11 protein-coding genes are annotated in these 18,017 nt (G+C 71.3%); 3 read left to right on the top strand and 8 right to left on the bottom strand.

Annotated features, from left to right (window positions below; translation table 11 throughout):
* Positions 1 to 70: 70 nt before the first annotated feature.
* Positions 71 to 1,822 carry an aa3-type cytochrome oxidase subunit I gene (gene ctaD, locus IEY73_RS10785; protein WP_189078992.1) on the bottom strand — a complete coding sequence of 584 codons (1,752 nt, stop codon included), beginning with the start codon at positions 1,820 to 1,822 and terminating at the stop codon, positions 71 to 73.
* A gap of 124 nt (positions 1,823 to 1,946) precedes the next feature.
* The gene (locus IEY73_RS10780; protein WP_189078991.1) at positions 1,947 to 3,056 is read right to left on the bottom strand and encodes an FAD-dependent monooxygenase; all 1,110 of its coding nucleotides are present in this window, start codon (positions 3,054 to 3,056) and stop codon (positions 1,947 to 1,949) included.
* A 437-nt stretch (positions 3,057 to 3,493) separates the two neighbouring features.
* On the opposite strand from IEY73_RS10780, the gene IEY73_RS10775 reads away from it, so the two are divergent.
* Positions 3,494 to 4,840: an MGH1-like glycoside hydrolase domain-containing protein gene (locus IEY73_RS10775; RefSeq protein WP_189078990.1), complete on the top strand. Its 1,347-nt coding sequence runs from the start codon at positions 3,494 to 3,496 to the stop codon at positions 4,838 to 4,840.
* Between the two features lie 49 nt (positions 4,841 to 4,889).
* Here the strand turns inward: IEY73_RS10775 and IEY73_RS10770 are convergent, their stop codons facing one another.
* Positions 4,890 to 5,489, bottom strand: coding sequence for an MBL fold metallo-hydrolase (locus IEY73_RS10770; protein ID WP_189079056.1), 600 nt, complete (start codon positions 5,487 to 5,489; stop codon positions 4,890 to 4,892).
* Complete coding sequence (locus IEY73_RS10765; protein WP_189078989.1) at positions 5,486 to 6,571, bottom strand: S-(hydroxymethyl)mycothiol dehydrogenase; 1,086 nt, start codon at positions 6,569 to 6,571, stop codon at positions 5,486 to 5,488. Before IEY73_RS10765 ends, IEY73_RS10770 begins: the two co-directional genes overlap by 4 nt.
* A 139-nt stretch (positions 6,572 to 6,710) precedes the next feature.
* Between IEY73_RS10765 and IEY73_RS10760 the strand changes: the two genes are divergently transcribed.
* Positions 6,711 to 8,804, top strand: a complete 2,094-nt coding sequence (locus tag IEY73_RS10760; RefSeq protein WP_229715744.1) for a TPM domain-containing protein — start codon at positions 6,711 to 6,713, stop codon at positions 8,802 to 8,804.
* A 66-nt stretch (positions 8,805 to 8,870) separates the two neighbouring features.
* Here IEY73_RS10760 and IEY73_RS10755 read toward each other — a convergent pair whose 3' ends face one another.
* From IEY73_RS10755 to IEY73_RS10745, 3 genes are all read right to left on the bottom strand, one after another.
* Positions 8,871 to 9,353, bottom strand: a complete 483-nt coding sequence (locus tag IEY73_RS10755) for a MarR family winged helix-turn-helix transcriptional regulator (protein ID WP_189078988.1) — start codon at positions 9,351 to 9,353, stop codon at positions 8,871 to 8,873.
* Between the two features lie 244 nt (positions 9,354 to 9,597).
* Entirely contained in the window at positions 9,598 to 9,987 is a 390-nt protein-coding gene (locus IEY73_RS10750; RefSeq protein ID WP_189078987.1) for a cupin domain-containing protein, read from the bottom strand.
* A 67-nt stretch (positions 9,988 to 10,054) separates the two neighbouring features.
* On the bottom strand, positions 10,055 to 11,716 hold the full coding sequence (locus IEY73_RS10745) for an EAL domain-containing protein (protein ID WP_229715743.1): 1,662 nt from the start codon (positions 11,714 to 11,716) through the stop codon (positions 10,055 to 10,057).
* A 423-nt stretch (positions 11,717 to 12,139) separates the two neighbouring features.
* Here IEY73_RS10745 and IEY73_RS10740 point away from each other — a divergent pair, with 423 nt between their 5' ends.
* On the top strand, positions 12,140 to 13,726 hold the full coding sequence (locus IEY73_RS10740) for a restriction endonuclease (RefSeq protein WP_189078986.1): 1,587 nt from the start codon (positions 12,140 to 12,142) through the stop codon (positions 13,724 to 13,726).
* A 10-nt stretch (positions 13,727 to 13,736) separates the two neighbouring features.
* Here IEY73_RS10740 and IEY73_RS10735 read toward each other — a convergent pair whose 3' ends face one another.
* Positions 13,737 to 18,014, bottom strand: a complete 4,278-nt coding sequence (locus IEY73_RS10735; protein WP_189078985.1) for a PDDEXK-like endonuclease domain-containing protein — start codon at positions 18,012 to 18,014, stop codon at positions 13,737 to 13,739.
* Positions 18,015 to 18,017: the final 3 nt, after the last annotated feature.

The following is an 18,017-nucleotide window of genomic DNA, read 5'->3' as shown; positions in this document are numbered from 1 at the left end:
GTCCGCCTCCACGCACGCGTAACGGCCCGCCTCCGCTTGAGCGGAGGCGGGCCGTTGCGCGCGTGCGTCGTCAGTCGCGGTTACCGGAGGTGTCCTCCACGTAGCTCGCGCCGCCGTCGGAGTCACCGGACAACGGGCGGGCACCACCCTCGGGCGGACCGGGGAGGTGCGCACCGGCGGCCAGCTCCGGGAACTTGGCGTCGAACGCCGGCCGCTCGGAGCGGATCCGCGGCATCCTGTCGAAGTTGCGCAGCGGCGGCGGGCAGGACGTGGCCCACTCCAGCGAGTTGCCGTGGCCCCACGGGTCGTCCACGGTGACCAACTGGCCCACCTTGTAGGACTTCCACACGTTGTAGATGAACGGCAACGTGGAGGCGCCCAGCACGAACGACCCCAGGGTGGAGATCGTGTTCAGCGTGGTGAAGCCGTCCGTGGGCAGGTAGTCGGCGTACCGCCGGGGCATGCCCTCGGTGCCGAGCCAGTGCTGCACCAGGAACGTGGTGTGGAAACCGATGAAGGTCAGCCAGAAGTGGACCTTACCCAGCCGGTCGTCGAGCATCCGGCCGAACATCTTCGGGAACCAGAAGTAGATGCCGGAGAACACCGCGAACACGATGGTGCCGAAGAGCACGTAGTGGAAGTGCGCGACCACGAAGTACGAGTCGGAGACGTGGAAGTCGATCGGCGGCGCGGCGAGCAGCACGCCGGACAGACCGCCGAACAGGAACGTCACCAGGAAGCCGATGGCGAACATCATCGGCGTCTCGAAGCTGATCTGACCGCGCCACATGGACCCGATCCACACGAAGAACTTCATGCCGGTCGGCACCGCGATCATGAAGCTCAGGAAGCTGAAGAAGGGCAGCAGCACCTGGCCGGTGACGAACATGTGGTGCGCCCACACGCTCATCGACAGGCCGCCGATCAGCAGCGTCGCGGCGACCAGGCCCTTGTAGCCGAACACCGGCTTGCGGCTGAACACCGGGATGACCTCGGTGATGATGCCGAAGAACGGCAACGCCACGATGTAGACCTCGGGATGACCGAAGAACCAGAACAGATGCTGCCAGAGCATCGGCCCACCGGTGTTCACGTCGAAGACGTGCGCGCCGAGCACCCGGTCGGCGGCGAGCGCGAACAGCGCCGCGGCCAGGAACGGGAACACCATGATCACCAGGAGGCTGGTGACCAGGATGTTCCAGGTCATGATCGGCATCCGGAACATCGTCATGCCGGGCGCGCGCAGCGTCAGGATCGTGGTGATCATGTTGACGCCGCCGAGGATCGTGCCCAGGCCGGAGATGGCCAGGCCGACCACCCACATGTTCCCGCCCACGCCGGGCGAGTGCAGGCCGTCGCTCAGCGGCGTGTAGGCGAACCAGCCGAAGTCGGCCGCGCCGCCGGGCGTCAGGAACCCACCGATGGCGATCAAGCCGCCGAACAGGTAAAGCCAGTAGGCGAACGCGTTGAGCCGCGGGAACGACACGTCCGGCGCGCCGATCTGGATCGGCACCACGAAGTTGGCGAACGCGAACACGATCGGCGTCGCGAAGAACAGCAGCATGATCGTGCCATGCATGGTGAAGAGCTGGTTGTACTGCTCGGGCGACAGGAACTGCATGCCCGGACGGGCCAGCTCGGCGCGCATCAGCAGGGCCATCAGGCCGCCCAGCATGAAGAACACGAAGGCGGTGATCATGTACATGATCCCGATCTGCTTCGCGTCGGTCGTGCGGAGAACCCGCGCGAAGGCTGAGCCCCTGACCTGCGGTCGCACCGGCCAGGGCCGGGTCACGATCGGCTTAGGCGCGACAGTCGTCACGGATCGCCTCCGGTGTCTCGTTCGTCCCACTCCGGGTGCGCCTCGGGAAAGGCGTACCTCGCAGGCAGAATAATCCCCCGCCGGGTCTGCGCGGGCGCGGGGGCACCAATCCGAACGAGCTCGCTCAGAACGGAAGGATCAGCTCGCGGTAGTGGTCCGTGAAGATCCGCTGGCCGCGCCTCCGCAGCATCGGATCGCGCAGCGTGGGCGGGACCTCGCAGGTGCGGTCGCGCTCCAGAGTCCGCTCGCGCATCTGAACGCAGCGCGGCCGACGACGCTTCTCGTAGGCGTCCAGTGCGGCCGGGATGTCACCGGACGACTCGCGCAGCACCTCGCCGAGCACCACCGCGTCCTCCAGCGCCATCGCAGCGCCCTGCGCCAACGTCGGCGCGGTCGCGTGCGCGGCGTCACCGACCAGCAGCACCGGCCCGGCATGCCACCGGTCCAGCACCACCTCGTCGGTGTGCGCGACCTGCACCGTCTCCATGGCCTCCAGAACCGCCGGGACGTGCCCGCCGAAGTCGGCGAACAGCTCCCGCACGCGTGCCAGCGGGTCCTCCGCGTCGGGCGTGCCGGCGGTCACGATCTCGTCGGCATAGCAGTACAGCCGCCGGCCACCCATCGGCATCATCTGGAACGCGCATCGCCGGCCGAGCAGGACGGTCAGGTCGGACAGCGGCGGGGCGCCGCGCACCACGCTGCGATAGACGACCTGGCCGGTGGGCGTCGCGGCAGCGCCCAGGCCGGCATGCACCCGGACCGACGATCGGCGCCCGTCCGCGCCGATCACCAGGTCGTACTCGGCCACCCGGCCGTCCCGGAAGTCGACCTTCACCGCGCCGTCGACCGCCTGCAACGCGCTCACTTCCGTGTCGTAGCGAACCTCACCACCCACCCCGGTGAGCAGCACCCGCTGCAGCTCGCCGCGGGAGAGCGCACGCGACTCGCCGACACCCGCCCAGATCGCGGCGGCGTCCAGCTCGAAGAGCCCGCGGGCACGGGAATCGAGGAAGATCATCCGAAAGATGAGATCGCCGAGGGGACGCAACGGTGCGTCCAGGCCGAGCCGGCGCATGGCCCGGATGGCGTTGCCGGGGAGGAAGATCCCGGCCGCCGGAACCACACTGGCGGACAGCTTGTCGACCACATCGGGCCGGAAGCCGGCCACCCGAAGGCCCCTGGCCGCCGCGAGACCGGCGATGCCGGCGCCCACGACAAGGATGCGCAAGGACATCGCGACAACGCCTCCGAGACGGTGAACGACACGCTTGGGAGCCAAGACACTACTCGCCGCCACCTGTACGCGGAAGACGCGATCTTGTGGCGCTTGGGATGTTTTGCACCTCCCCGCCCATGTTCGACCACCCGCCGGACCAGCCGACAGCCCACCATGGGCCGCGGTGACGACGATGATCGTCATGACCGACTCATCCGTTCGGACGAGGTCGTTGCGGAACTCCCGGCATAAAATGGCGGCGTTTGTGCGTGGCGCCGCTGCCACGGTCTGGACAACTTCTTCCGCCGTCCACCGAATCGAGACGTTGCTTTCGCTTGGATTCGAGCGCCGCCGTCCGATCCGATGATCTAGCGGGTTTACCCGGCGGTGCAGCGGAAAGGGTTTTACGACAGATGAACCTGGACCTGCCCGATCCGACCGCTGTGATCTCTGAGATGTCTGCTGAACTCTGGAATTCCGCCGTCCGTGTCCTCGACAAGAACTGGGCCGGTGACCATATGGTCCCGTCCCGCCGCCTCTATCCCCACCAGTGGAGCTGGGACGCCGCGTTCATCGCCGTCGGTCTCTGCTACGTGAATCCGTCCCGCGCCTGGCGGGATCTGCGCAGCCTCTTCGAAGCGCAATGGCCGGACGGCCGGGTGCCGCACATCGTCTTCGACCCGCACACCGCGGAGGGCGACTACTTCCCCGGCCCGGTGTTCTGGGACGTGCCCGCATACGGCGGTCGGCGCCCGCGCGGCAGCACCGCCCTGGTGCAGCCACCGTTGCACGCCGTCGCGGCGTGGGAGGTGTACCGCCGCGCCATGTCGCACGGCGCGGCGGCGGTCCGCGAGGCCCACGCCGCCCTCGAATGGCTCTATCCGCGGCTGGTCGCGCAACAGGACTATCTCACCGGTCACCGCGATGCCGGCGGTGCCGGGCTGGCCAGCATCGTGCACCCTTGGGAGTCCGGTCTGGACAACAGTCCCGCCTGGGACGCCGCCATGTCCGCGGTGCCGGCCGACCTCACGCTGCTGCAGAAATATCACCGGCGCGACCTGGACGTCGCGGACGCCGCGCACCGGCCCACCGACGTCGACTACGCGCGCTACCTCGGGCTGGTCCTGTCCTATCGCGACGGCGGGTACGCCGACGCCCACCTCGCCCGGGACCATGACTTCGTCGTGGAATGCCCTAACTTCAACGCCATCCTCGGCGCCGCCGAGATCGCCCTGGCACAGATCGCCGGAGTGCTCGGCGCCGACCCGCAGGTGCACCGGGCGCGCGCGCAACGCATCACCACGGCCATCGTGGACCGGCTCTACGACGCGCGGAGCCGCACCTTCCGGGTGCTGGACGTGCGTACCGGAGCACACAGCCCGGCCCGGTGCATCAGCGGCCTGGTCCCGCTGATCCTGCCGGACCTGCCTGCCTATTACGCGGACGACATCATGACGGAGGCCCGCTCGGCGCGCTTCGGCCTGCCGCAGCAGACGGACCTGCCGGCGCCCAGCTACGACCGGACCGCAGCCGACTTCGACACGCTGCGTTATTGGCGCGGGCCGGTCTGGATCAACGTGAACTGGCTGCTGCGTCGCGGCATGCTCCAGCACGGGTACCGGGATGAGGCGGAGGATCTGCGCACCGCGATGGTGCGCCTGGTGCATCGCTCCGGCGAGTACGAGTACTTCCACCCGATGACCGGCGAGGGCATCGGGGAGCCGGCGTTCTCCTGGACCGCCGCGCTCTCGCTGGACCTGCTGGCCGACCGTTCCATCCCGGCGTACGCCCGGGCCGCCTGACCACCGGCTGTCCGGCGGACGCACGGGGATCCGCGCGCCCGCCGGGTGGTCAGGACCGCGCCACGCCGTTCTCCGCGCCGATCGTCGTGTCGTCGCCGTGGCCGGTGTGCACCACGGTCTCCGGCGGCAGGGTGAGCAGCCGGTCCCGGATCGACGCCTCGATGGTGTCCCGATCGCTGTACGAGCGGCCGGTGGCGCCCGGGCCGCCTTGGAACAGGGTGTCGCCGGTGAAGACCGCGCCCAGCTCTGCCGCGTACAGGCAGACCGCGCCGGGGCTGTGTCCCGGCGTGTGGATGACCCGCAGCGCACCGATCTGCTCGCCGTCCGACAGCGCCCGCGGCATCGGCACATCCGGGTGGGTCAGCCGCCACAGCGGTTCCTCCAGCGGATGCAGAAACATCGGCGCGCCGGTGCGCCGTGCCAGTTCCGGAGCCACCCGCACGTGATCGTCGTGCGCGTGGGTCAGCACGATCGCGGTCACCGTGCGGTCGCCGACCACCTGCAGGATGCCCGGCACCGAGTGCGGCGCGTCGATGACCACGCATTCCCGGTCGTCCCCCACCACCCACACGTTGTTGTCCACGTCGAAGGTCTGGCCGTCCAGGGAGAACGTCCCGCTCGTCACGGCATGGTCGACGCGCACCATCAGAAGATCACCACCGAGCGCAGCACGCCGCCGGTGTGCATCTTGCCGAACGCCTCCTCGACCTGGTCGAGCCGGATCTCCTCGGTCACGAAGGCGTTCAGGTCGAGCCGCCCCTGCCGGTACAGCTCGGTCAGCATGGGAAAGTCCCGGGTCGGCAGGCAGTCGCCGTACCAACTCGACTTGAGCGCGCCACCGCGGCCGAACACGTCGAGCAGCGGCAGCTCAACGGTCATCTCCGGGGTCGGCACCCCGACCAGGACCACCGTCCCGGCCAGGTCGCGCGCGTAGAACGCCTGCTTGTAGGTCTCCGGGCGGCCCACCGCCTCGATGACCACGTCGGCGCCGTGGCCGCCGGTGAGTTCCTGCACCGCGGCCACCACGTCCGCGCCGCGCGCGTTGATCGTGTGCGTGGCGCCGAAACCGCGGGCCCACTCCAGTTTCCGATCATCGGTGTCGATCGCGATGATCGTGGTGGCGCCCGCCAGCGCGGCGCCGGCCACCGCACCGTCGCCCACGCCGCCGCACCCGATGACCGCGACCGCGTCGCCACGGGTCACGCCGCCGGTGTTGATCGCCGCCCCGATGCCCGCCATCACGCCGCAGCCGAGCAGGCCCACCGCTGCCGGACGGGCCTGCGGGTCGACCTTGGTGCACTGGCCGGAGTGCACCAAGGTCTTCTCCGCGAACGCGCCGATACCCAGTGCCGGCGACAGCTCCGTGCCGTCTTCCAGGGTCATCCGCTGCGCCGCGTTGTGCGTGGCGAAGCAGTACCACGGCTTGCCGCGACGGCACGCCCGGCAGTCGCCGCAGACGGCGCGCCAATTCAGTACCACGAAGTCGCCCGGGGCGACATCGGCGACCCCGTCACCCACCGCCTCCACCACCCCGGCCGCCTCATGCCCGAGCAGGAAGGGGAATTCGTCGTTGATGCCGCCCTCGCGGTAATGCAGATCGGTGTGGCAGACGCCGCAGGCCTGCACCCGCACCACCGCCTCGCCCGGCCCAGGATCGGGCACGATCACCGTCGTCACCTCGACCGGTGCGCCCTTGGCGCGTGAGATGACACCCTGCACCCGCTGACTCATGTCGCATGACCTTTCGCCGTCGATCCGATCACCGGTCCCACCTTCTCACTCCGCGGCGTGGCCTGGCGATATTCGCGGCTCGCGGGTCCGTCGCGCACAGCCCGCGCACAACTGGCCGACCGACCTCTAAGTTGAGCAGGTGACTCCGATCCGACGGGCGTTGCCCGCCCTGCTCGCGTTGGTCGCCGTCTTGCTCGTGGGTGCGCCCCTGCTGGTGGCCACGCCGGCCGCCGCGGAAGCGCCGACCCGTCTGGGAGGCCAGATCACCGATCACGCCGGGGCGCTGGACACCGGCCGGGCCGCGGCCGAATCGGCGCTGCGCCGCCTGCAGGACGACACCGGCATTCAGCTCTTCGTGGTGTTCGTCGAGTCCTTCGACGCGGAGCCGGCGCAGCAGTGGACCGACGAGACGGCCCGGCTCAGCGATCTCGGAGACCGGGACGCGCTGCTCGCCGTCGCGACCGTCGACCGCGGGTACGCCTACTCCTTCCCCGCGGACTCGCGGGTGTCCGACGACGAGCTGGCCGACGTGGCCCGGGACGACATCGAACCGGCGCTGTCTCGTGGCGACTGGGCCGGTGCGGTGGTCGCGGCGGCGGACGGCTACCGCGACGCCGCATCGGGTTCCTCCGGCGGCGGTGCGCTCCTCGCCGTCGTGGTCATCCTCCTGGTGATCGCCGGTGGGATCGCCTGGGTCGTGGTCCGGCGGATGCGCCGCACCACGACCTCCGCGTCCCGCACCACGACCTCCGCGTCCCGCGCCGCACCCGCGGTCTCCACCCAGGAGCTGACCAGCCGGGCGAACGCGATGCTCATCGAGCTGGATGACGATCTGCGCGCCAGCGAGCGCGAGCTCGACATGGCCACCGGGCAGTACGGCGCCGAGGCCACCCGCCAGTTCCGCGACGCCTTGGAGACCTCGCGACGCGACGTCGCCGAGGCCTTCCGGCTGCGCATGACCTTGGAGGAGGAGGCAGGTTCCGACCCCGCGCAGCAGCGTCCGGTGCTGGAGCAGATCATCGAGCGCTGCCGTGCCGCCGACGACCGTCTGGACGCGGAGTCCGAGGCGTTCGATCGCCTGCGCGACATCGAGGGGCGAGCGGCCGAGGTAGCCGCCGAGGTCGACCGCCGGCGCGCGGCTCTCCAGGCGCGGCTTCCGGCCGCCGAGACCACGACGGCCGAACTGCTCTCCCGCTATGACGCAAGCACCGCCACCGGCATCGCGACCAACGCCGAGCAGGCCCGGGAGCGCCTGGCGTTCGCCGCCCAGGCGGTGTCCCGGGCGACCGCGGCGCTCGCCAACGACGACGGTGCCGGGGCGGCTCCCGGGGACGAGGTGCCCGCAGCGGAGGCCCCCGGCGGTGAGGTGCCCGGCGGGGATCGCGCGGAGGCGGCTCTCGCGGTCCGCGCCGCGGAGCAGGCCGCGGACCAGGCCGAGCAGCTTCTCGCGGCGGTCGACCGGGCGGCCACCGATCTCGCGTCCGCGCGGGATGCCGTCCAGTCACTGATCTTGGAGGTGGAGGCGGAGATCGCCGCCGGGCGCGCCGCCATGGCCGGCGAGGGACCGGTGCCCACCGCCCTGGCGCCGGCGGTGAGCGAAGCCGAACGGGTGGTATCCGACGTCCGGTCCGGGCTGGCGCAGCCGCGCACCGATCCCCCGTCGGACGCCGCACGGCTGCAAGCGGCCGACGCCGCACTCGACGACGCGCTGGCTGAGGCTCGTGACACCGCGGAGCGCGCGGCACGCGCCCGCAGCATGCTCACCCAGGCCCTTCCGGTGGCGCGCGCGGAGGTGGCCGCGGCCGGCGACTTCATCACCACGCGGCGCGGCGCGGTGCAGGCCGGCGCGCGGGTGTCACTCTCCGAAGCGCAACGGCACCTGGCCCTCGCGGAAAGCCTGGCCGGCTCCGACCCGGTGGCCGCGGTCGGCCAGGCGCAGCAGGCGCAGCGGCTCGCGGCGCAGGCCGGTCAGCAGGCGCGAGCCGACGTGCAGGGGTGGGGCGGTTACGACGGTGGCTACGGCGGCCGGGGCACCGGCGGTTTCGATGCGGGCTCCTTTGCCGGCGCGGTGCTCGGCGGGATCCTGGCCGGCGGCCACGGCCATCGGCACGGCGGGTCGCACGGGCACGGCGGCTGGGGCGGGGGCTGGGGCGGCGGCGGCTTCGGAGGCAGCGCCAGCCGGGGCCGGCGCACCGGGGGCGGCGGTCGCCGCGGCGGCGGCGGGCGTTTCTGACCCGCTTCCCGGGGCGCACGGCCGCCGGACGGCACGGCGCGGTCCGGCCGATCGATCGATCGGTGCTCAGGATCGCGACTGCTCGCAGGACCGGACTTCCAGCGGGTCGGCCAGCAGGATCTGCGCCAGCCGGTGTAGCTGGCGCACCTGCGAAGCGGTGAGCCGGTCGAACAGCAACTGCTGGACGGCCTCCGCATGTCCCGGCGCGGTCTCCCGCACCTTCGCCAGACCGGCGTCGGTGAGCACCGCGATCTGCACGCGTCCGTCCTCCGGGTCCCGCTCGCGGCGGACCCATCCCCGGGTTTCCAGCCGGGACACCACATGGGAGAGCCGGGACAGCGAGGAGCTCGCGTTCTTGGCTAGCTGACTCATCGCCAGGCGACGATCGTCCCGCTCGGAGAGGGTGGCCAGCACGACATATCCCATGTGTGTGATGCCGGCGTCACGCTGCAGTTGGGTTTCGAGCGCCGCAGGGAACCGGACCAGCAACTCGACGAACCGACGCCACGTCTGCTGCTGGTCATCGTCCAACCACCGTGGCTCTCCCATGACAGGCAGGCTAATGAACCGCACGCCACGCGCCACGCCTGGGTGTGCGGAAAAATGGCACGGGATCTGCCCGGCCGGGGAATCGATACCCACCTGAAGAGGCATTTCGATCGACACCGGTGAACCCCGACGGTATCCTTCCGGAGACTTTTCACCTGACACGACGCCGGGACCGGCTGGCTGGGGGGCCTCGGCCGGTCCCGGCGTCGTGCCGCACGTCGGCGCCGCGCCTCTGCCGGGCCGCTCAGCCGGTCGGCGGCTCGTCCTTGCCCGCCTCTTCCAGCGCGTCCCCCTCGTCCTTGGTGCGATGCACGGCACCGTCGGCGTGTTCCGGCGGGCCATAGATCGTGTAGAGGACGAGCGGGTTGGGGCCGGTGTTGACGAAGTTGTGCTTGCGCCCGGCGGGCACCACCACCAGGTCGCCCTGAGCGACGTTGCGGGTCTGCCCGCTGACCTCGGCACGTCCGGTGCCGCTCACGAACGTCAGGATCTGGTCGACCTCGTGCGTCTCCTCGCCGATCTCGCCGTCCGGCGGAATCGTCATGATCACGAGCTGGGTGTGTTTGCCGGTCCACAACACCCGGCGGAAGTCATCGTTTTGCTCGGCCACGGTGGCGATCGTGTAGTGCTCCATACCGGGATTTTTTACCCCGGTGGGGAACGCCGCAACCGGGCCAGCTCCACGGGCGACGGGTGCCCGATCAGATAGCCCTGCACGAAGTCCACTCCCAGCTCCCGCAGCAACTGCAGGGTGGCTCGTCCTGCACGAATTCGGCCACGGTATGGATCCCGTACGCCTGGCACACCTGCACCAGAGCACGCACCAGGACCTGATCCTGGGGCTTGCGCAGAAGGTCCACCACGTACTCGCCGTCGATCTTGACCAGGTCGATCGGGAACAGCCGTAGGTAACGGAAGGAGGCGTACCCGGACCCGAAGTCATCCAGCGCGAGCCCGCAGCCGAGGTCACGGATCCGGTCGGCGAAGCGGCGCGCCTCGCTGAGGTTGCCGATCAGCGCCGTCTCGGTGATCTCGAAGGTGAGTTGCTGCGGGTTGGCGGCGTACCGCTCCATCAGCCGCTCGACCTCGCCGGTCAGGCGGGGGTCTCCCACCGACCGGCCGGAGAGATTCACCTGCAGGAACAGCTCGGGGTGCGCGGCCACTAGCTGCACCGCGCGCTCCACCACCCACAGGTCGATGTCGAACACCGCGTCCAGCCGTTCCGCGGCGTCCAGCACCTGGCTGGGCGACTGCGGGCCGCCGGCGTTGTCCAGCACTCGAAGCAGCAGTTCGTGGCGGGTCACCGTGTTGCTCTGCAACTCCAGGATCGGCTGCGCGTACAGGGTGAATTGCTCGGTGCCGAGAGCGTCGGACACCCGGTTGCGGTACGACCCCTGGCGGTCCCGGGCCGGCACCGGATGTTGCACGAGGGTCATCGCCTTGCCATCGTCGCGCGCCTGCCGCCACGCATGTTCCGCGTCGATGAGCAGCTCATGGCTGCCGGTGTCGCCGTCCGGCACATAGCGCACGAGACCCGCCCACGCATGCGCGCGCGACCAGTCGTCGGGCAGCACGAACGGATGTGCACGCAACGTCTCGACGAAGAACTCCGACTGACGCCGGGCCATGGCCCAGGACGCCCCGGCCATCAGGACGCCGATCTCGCTGGGCCCGACCCGGCCGAGACGGTCCGTGGGGCGAGCCGCCCTCTCCAGGACACGCGCGGCGCTGTGCAGCAGGTCGGCGTTGCGCTCCGGCCGGACCTGGTCGGCGCCACCGGCGACGCGATCCGCCTCCACCCGGACCACCAGCACGGCCCCGCCCCCACGCCGCAACGCACGGTCGATCTCGTCGGCGAACCGCGCCCGGGTCAGCAGCCCGGTCGCCGGGTCCTCGTCCAGCAGCGACGGCTGCACGGTCTCCCCGCGCCGGGCCAGACGGGCGACCTCGCGGCGAGCACGTTCCCGGGCGGACACGTCGGTCACCGTCCCGCGCACGCCGCGCACCATGCCGTCCGATTCGACCACCGGCTCGAAGCGCACGTCCGCGTCGAACCAGCCGCCGTCGGAGCGGAGCAGGCGGAGGGTGGCCTCGGTGGCCGCACGGCCGGCCCAGGCACGGGTCACCGCGCCGAGCGCCTCGGAGTGGTCGTCCCGATGCACGAAGCGGGCCAGCACCTGCCGGGACAGTTCGCTGCCGTCGGGCGCCTGGCCGAGCATCGCACCGAGTTCCTCGGACCAGACGATTTCGTCACCGGCAGCCGCGTACGAGAACCATGAATCGTCGCCGGTCCGCGCCGCCATCGGCGGGCCGGCGTTGCGGACGGACCGCTGGCGCGGAAAGCGCTCACCGGGAACCGTCATGCTGCCGTCACCTCCCGCCCGGATGGCAGTTACCCCTCACCTATTACGACCCGTCACGCCCCAGGCATAACAGTGGACGCCCGCGACAAATGTTGGCCGGATCCGCCAGCAAGGCTACGACCTGGTGTTTCTCGGCCGAACGCCGCCTCCATTCGGGCCGATCGTACGACCGCCTCGTGAGGTAACCCTTCGAGATCGCGCCCGGTCACACCATGACGGACAGTCACATGACGTGTCGAACAGGAAACCTTCCGCGATTCCTACCCGCGATGACCGCCATGCATGCACGGTGTGCGCTGGTCACGGTGCGGGGAGTAACAAGATCTGGGCGGACTGGTTAAAGTGGCGAATCGGCCCGGCCGGACACGGGTGAACGGTTCGCGCGGGGTGGGAGGACGTCGGCAACGCGAGCGAGGACGGCGCATGGGGATCATCCGGGACATGCAGCGGGCGCACGCCACACAGGTGGCGGCCGAGCAACGGGCCGGCACTGCCGCGGCCCAGCAGCGAGAACTCATCAGGCGCAACGCGGACCTGGCATTGGCCGCCGCGCAGCAGGCCGCCGCGGACGCGCAACGGCGCCGCGAGAGCCGACGGCTCTATGCCGAGGCGCGGGCGGCTGACGCCGCGGCGGCCAACGCGGACGTCCGGGCGCGCCTGTCCGACCTCGACACGTTGCTGCTGTCCACGCTCGACGTCGACGACCACATCGACCTGAGCAGGTTCAAGAAGCCGGCGAACGCACCGCCGTTCGACCCCGGCCCGCTCGGCCGGCCCCTGCCCGAACCGTCCTGGGCGAGTTATGCGCCACCCGAGTCACACCGCATGGGACGGATCGGCGATCGCCTGCGCCAGCACCAGATGGATCAGGCGCGCCGGGCGTTCCGGGAGGCACACCAACGCTGGACGCACGCCGAGGAGCGACGCCAGCGCCGGCTGACCGAGCGTGAACGTGCGTACGAACGGCATCGCAGCCGCTACCAAGCCCGGATCAAGGCGTACAACGCCGAGGTGGACCGCTTTGCGGCGGCGGTGGCCGGGGCCGACCCGGAGTCGGTGGTGGAGTACTTCGCGATGGTGCTCGGCAACTCCGTCTACCCGGACGACTTCCCACAGCACTTCCGCCTGGCCTACCTGCCCAAACGCAAGCGCCTGCTGATCGAGTACCACCTGCCGCCGGTGGAGGTGATCCCGATCGTCAAGGAGCACCGGTACGACCGGACCAGCGACGACGTGGTCGCGGTGCCCCGCGACGAGGCGGAGATCAGGCACCGCTACATCGACATCATCGCCCAGGTCACGTTGCGCACGATCCACGAGATCATCGAAGCGGACCGGGGTGCGCTGGTCTCGGAGGTGCTGTTCAACGGCATCGTGGACGCCATCGATCGCCGCACCGGCCGGTTCGTGCGGCCGTGCCTGGTTTCGGTACGCACCGACCGGGACACCTTCGCGGCGATCAAACTCCGCCGGGTGGATCCCGTGGCGTGCCTCAAACACCTGCACGGTGGCCTCTCCATGGAGCCGGACGAACTGACCGGCGTGCCGCCGACGCTCGACTTCGACCGCGACGCGGAACAGGACCTCACCGGCGAATTCAACGTGCTCGCCGAACTCGACGAACGGCCCAACCTGCCGGCCATGCCGGAGAACGAGTTCGAGCACCTGCTCACCGACCTGTTCGTCAGCATGGGCCTGGCGGCCGGCACGCCGGAACGCGTCGGCGACCGGGCGCAGTGGCTGGCCACCGACCCCCGGCCGCTGATGGGCGGCACGGTGGTGATCCACGCGGTGCGCCACCAGGGAGTCGGCGACACGGCGATCGGCGCGTTGGCGGAGGCGGTCACCCGCGCCGGCGGCACCAAGGGCATCATGATCACGCTCGGCGGGTACGAGCCCGGGGTGCCCGAGGCGGTCTCCGGCCGGCCGATCGAGCTGATCGACGGCGCGACGCTGCTCTCGCTGCTGTCCGAGCACTGCCGCTTGAAGGCCCGCATCGAGCCACGCTGAGCCGCCCGGCTCACGACTCCACGGCGGCCGGGGACGGCTGCGGGCCGATGCCGAGTTCGTCCAGGCGCTGCCACACCGGGCGCATGGCGACCTCCGGCGCACGGGCGAAGACGCTGGCCCGGATCCGGACGAACACGCAGTTGCCGACGCGTTCCAGCACCGCCTGCCGGCGCATGTCGCTCTCCCACTGCTGCACACCCAGGTATCCCGCGCCGTCGCACTCGATGGCGAGGCGGCGCCCGTCCGGCGCCGCCAGCACGAAGTCGATGCGATAGGCGCCGATGCGGAACTGTGGCGTCGGTGTGAGACCGCGCTCCACCAGCCGCCGCAGCACCTCGCGCTCGAAGTCGTTCTCCACCACGGCGACCGGATCGGCCGGCGAGGGATCCGCGGCGGCCTGGTTCTGCGCGTACGTCAGCAGCAGTCCTCGTGCATCGTCGGCGAGCAGATCGGACGGCTGCACACTGTGGAAGATCCACAACTGGTCGCGGGCGCGCGAGGCGGCGACGTTGATCCGCCGGTGGTATTCACGCCGGGTGAAGGCGGCGATCCGTCCGCCGCCGGCGGACACCACGAGCGACAGCAACATCACGTCGCGTTCGTCGCCCTGGAACGTGTAAGCGTCGCCGACCCGCAGCCGACGGGCCTCCATCTCGTCCTCGCCGATCTCGTCCCGCAACAGTGACAGCAGGTAAGCCGCCTGCCCGCTCGTGCTGAGCAGGCTGATCACGCCGATCGTGCGCCCCGCGTACGCCGGATCGCGGACCATCCGGCACACCTGAGCCACCAGGGCGGACGCCTCGGCGTGGTTCACTTCGCCGTACGGCGGCAGCGGCTCCCGCGCACCGGACGGGAGGAACACCGTTCGCACCGGATCGAGTGCCGGCCGGTCGGCGCGCAACGGCATGATCTTGCCGTCGTAGTAGTGTCGGGACGAGAACTCGATGATCTGCGGGACGCAGCGGAAGTGCTCGGTCAGCAGGATTCGTTCCGGCGAGCGTCGCACCGCGTGGTCGTACAGCGACGACTCCGGATCGAAATGCTCGGCCGACGGCACGTCACTCAGATGCCCGGAGATCAGCCCGGTGACCGAACCGACGAACCCCAACTGCGGACCGATCTGCTGGTCGTCGCCGACCACCACGGCCCGGTCGGCGAGCGCCAGCACCGGAAGGGCGAACAGGTCGGCCTGCGACGCCTCGTCCACGATGACCACGTCGAAGTGCGCGCCACCGGCGAACTGCTCGACCGCCCGGTCCACTGACATCACCCAGACCGGAACGGCCTCCACCGCCGCCGCCATCGCCCGCTGGGCGTGCTGTTGCCATGCTGCCGCGTTGCGGCCGGTGCCCTTGCCGATCTTGCGAAGCGCGGTCGTCCAGTCGGCGAGAGCGGCCCGGCGCCGGTCGTCGAGGCCGGCGGCCACCTCCAGCCACGAGGAGGCGACCACCAGTTCCGCGGTGAGCCGGCGCATGCGATCCCGGCTCGACTCCACCCGCCGTCCCAGCACGGCCGGGTCGACGCCGCCGATCACCTCATCGAACCAGCTCTGCGCGGCCCGCCAGGTCCACGCTCGACGGCACACCTCGCCGGACACCGCAGGCACCGCGCCGGCGTCGATCTGCGCCGCCCACTCCGGAGCGGGGACGGCGAGGCGGTCGCGCAACTCCACATACCGCTGCACGGTCGGACGCAGCTCGTGCCGCCGCCGCACCTCGGCCACCGCCGCGTCCCAGTCCGCGAGGGTCACCCAGGACGCGGCGAGGGCGGGCCACGGCTCCAGCCGCCGCGCAACCGCCTGATCGGCGTCCCCCAGGTCGTCGTGCTCGAAGACCACCGGGAGGCCGTCCAGCGTCTCGCACACCGCGGCGAGCCGGGCGGCGTCCACGCCGAGTTCGGCCTGCGGCAGCACCGCACGCAGCCGGGTGGACAGGTGCGGCCACTCACGGGTGTCCCAGTCCAGCGACTGCCGGGCCTCGGACACCAGCGTTCCGGCCCAGCTCTCCGGATCCCCGGTGCGTGCCGGGATGTCCAGCCGCTGCGACCACTCGGCCCAGCGCTCTGCCAGCCGCCGCCGCGCCTGCCGCCGCTGCAGCCAGGCCGTCGCCAGATCGACATCGGACGTGGTGCGCAACGCCTCGTCATCGACCCGGATCTCGTCGGCGAGCTTGGCCAGCCCGGGCTGCATCAGCCGGCTCAGACCCTTCCCCGCCGCGAAGCGCTGCCGCATCTCGGCCAACTGCAGCAGCGTCCGTTTCGGCTCGCCCGCCAGCTGAGCCGGCACGTCGACGCGATGACCGGCCAGCGCCCGGGTCAGCCCGGCCAGCTCGTCGAGCAGCGCCGCGGTCGCCGTCAGATGGTCCGTCCACACCTGCTGCCAATGCGGGTCCGCCAGCAGGCGGCCGAGCCGGTCGGTCCAGCCGCCCTCGCGCCGGCGCAGCCAGGACACCGCCTCGCGCAGTTCGCCGCGCAGGCGCTGCGCACCGTCCGGGCCCAGGGCGCGGACCTCGGTCACATCGACGCCCGCGGCGGACAGATCATCGATCGCCGCGGACGCCTCGGCGCGGCGCTCCCGCGCGGCGTGCGCCTGCGCGGCGGCGGGCAGTCCCGTCACGTCGGCCAGTGGTGCGACCGCGGCCCGGCGGTCGGCGGGCGACAACCGCGATCCGATGTCCAACAGCACGCCGAACTCGTCCGCGGTCAGCGGCGGGGGCTCGCCCACCGCGTCCGGGATGCCGCCGTACGCCGCGGCGTGCTCGCGCAGCCACGCGCCGACCTCGGCCGGTGACAGGCGCACGCCGTCCACCGCGTAGGTCGCCGCCTCGCTCTCCGCGATGGCACGGAGGCTACTGAGCGCCTGTGTGAGCTCGCTCTCGGCGTCCTCCAGAAGCCGCGTCAGGTGGGCGACGCGAGCCGTCTCCGCGTCCCGGTCCAGGGTCGCCGCGCGGTCCGCGAGCTCGCGCGCGGCCAGTTGCAACTGCACGAGTTGATCGGTGGTGCGACCGAGCACCGCGAGGCACAGCGCCTGGACCTCCTCGGGCAGCCCGTCCCGCAGCACCCGCAGCGGATCCTCCTTCTGCGCGACCACCAGCACCCGCTTGCCGCTGGCCATCAGGTGGCAGATCAGGTTGCGGATGGTGTGCGTCTTGCCGGTGCCGGGCGGCCCCTGGACGGCGACATTGCGATGCTGCGCCAGCCGTCGGGCGATCGACTCCTGCGCCTGGTTGGTGGGCAGCGGCATGAGCAGGCGCTCGCCCACCCGCCGCCATGCCTCCGGATCGTCTCCGGGCATCCGCAGCGCGCTCGGCTCGTGCGCCACCACGGAGGCCAGCGCGCCGACCGCCGCCGGACCCCGGCGCGACGCCCCGGTCGGGCCGGGACCGGTCGGGCCGGGCTCGTCGCCGAGCAGACGGTCGCGCCACGCCTCGATGAACCCGCGCAGCAGCCGCTGACGCGGCCGGACGAACAGCACGCCGGTGTCGACCACGTGGGCGCCGCGCACGGCCCCCCGCGAACCACCCGTGCCCGGGTGCCGCTCGTCCTCCTCGCCGGGGCCGACCACCACCCGGTCATAGCCGAGCCGCCCCAGCGCGCGCTCGAACAGCTCACGACGGTCCAAGTCGTTCCACAGATCGACGTCGAGCACGCCGGCCGGGCCGGCCAACGCGAGCAGTTGCCGAAGGTAGCGCTCGTCCAGGCCCGCCAACGCGTCGGTCTGCAGTCGCGGCGGCCCGGTCGGGGAAACGCTGACGAGGGCGTGATCCGGCGCGTAATCGATCATCACCGGGGTGGCCACCAGCGGGTAGCGCACCCGCTGGCCGCCGACCTCCGCCTCCAGCACGCCGTGCCCCCACACCAGCTCGGTCGTCGCCGAGCTCATGTCCAGGCGATGCATCAGGTCGAACAGCCGCCGGTGCAGGGCACGGGTCCGCTCGGCCTCCGCGGTCTCCCGCGCCCATGGCCGCCACTGCTCGTCACGCCAGGTGGCGAAGAGCTCGTCCGCATCGTCGAGCTTCGGCTCGTCGTCCGCCGACACCTCGGTGAGGCGACGACGCAACTCGGCCGGGACCGGCACCGGCGCGGGCGCCGGCGGAAGGCCCACCCGCAGCCAGGACGTGCCGTCCGCGGCCGGACCGGACCGGCAGTCCGGGTGCTCCGGAAGGCCGTCCAGCCAGTCCGCGTCGTCCGGCACGGTCCGCGCCGGGCGGTCCATCTGGGCGCGCACGGCAAGCAGGTAGTCCGCGACCGCGACCGCGCGGTCGCGGATGACGATCGGCGACTCGGACATGGC

Source organism: Mangrovihabitans endophyticus, assembly GCF_014646155.1.
GTDB lineage: Bacteria > Actinomycetota > Actinomycetes > Mycobacteriales > Micromonosporaceae > Actinoplanes > Actinoplanes endophyticus.
The sequence above is the reverse complement of the archived record's forward strand: the minus strand, read 5'-3'. Positions and strand labels throughout refer to the sequence as shown.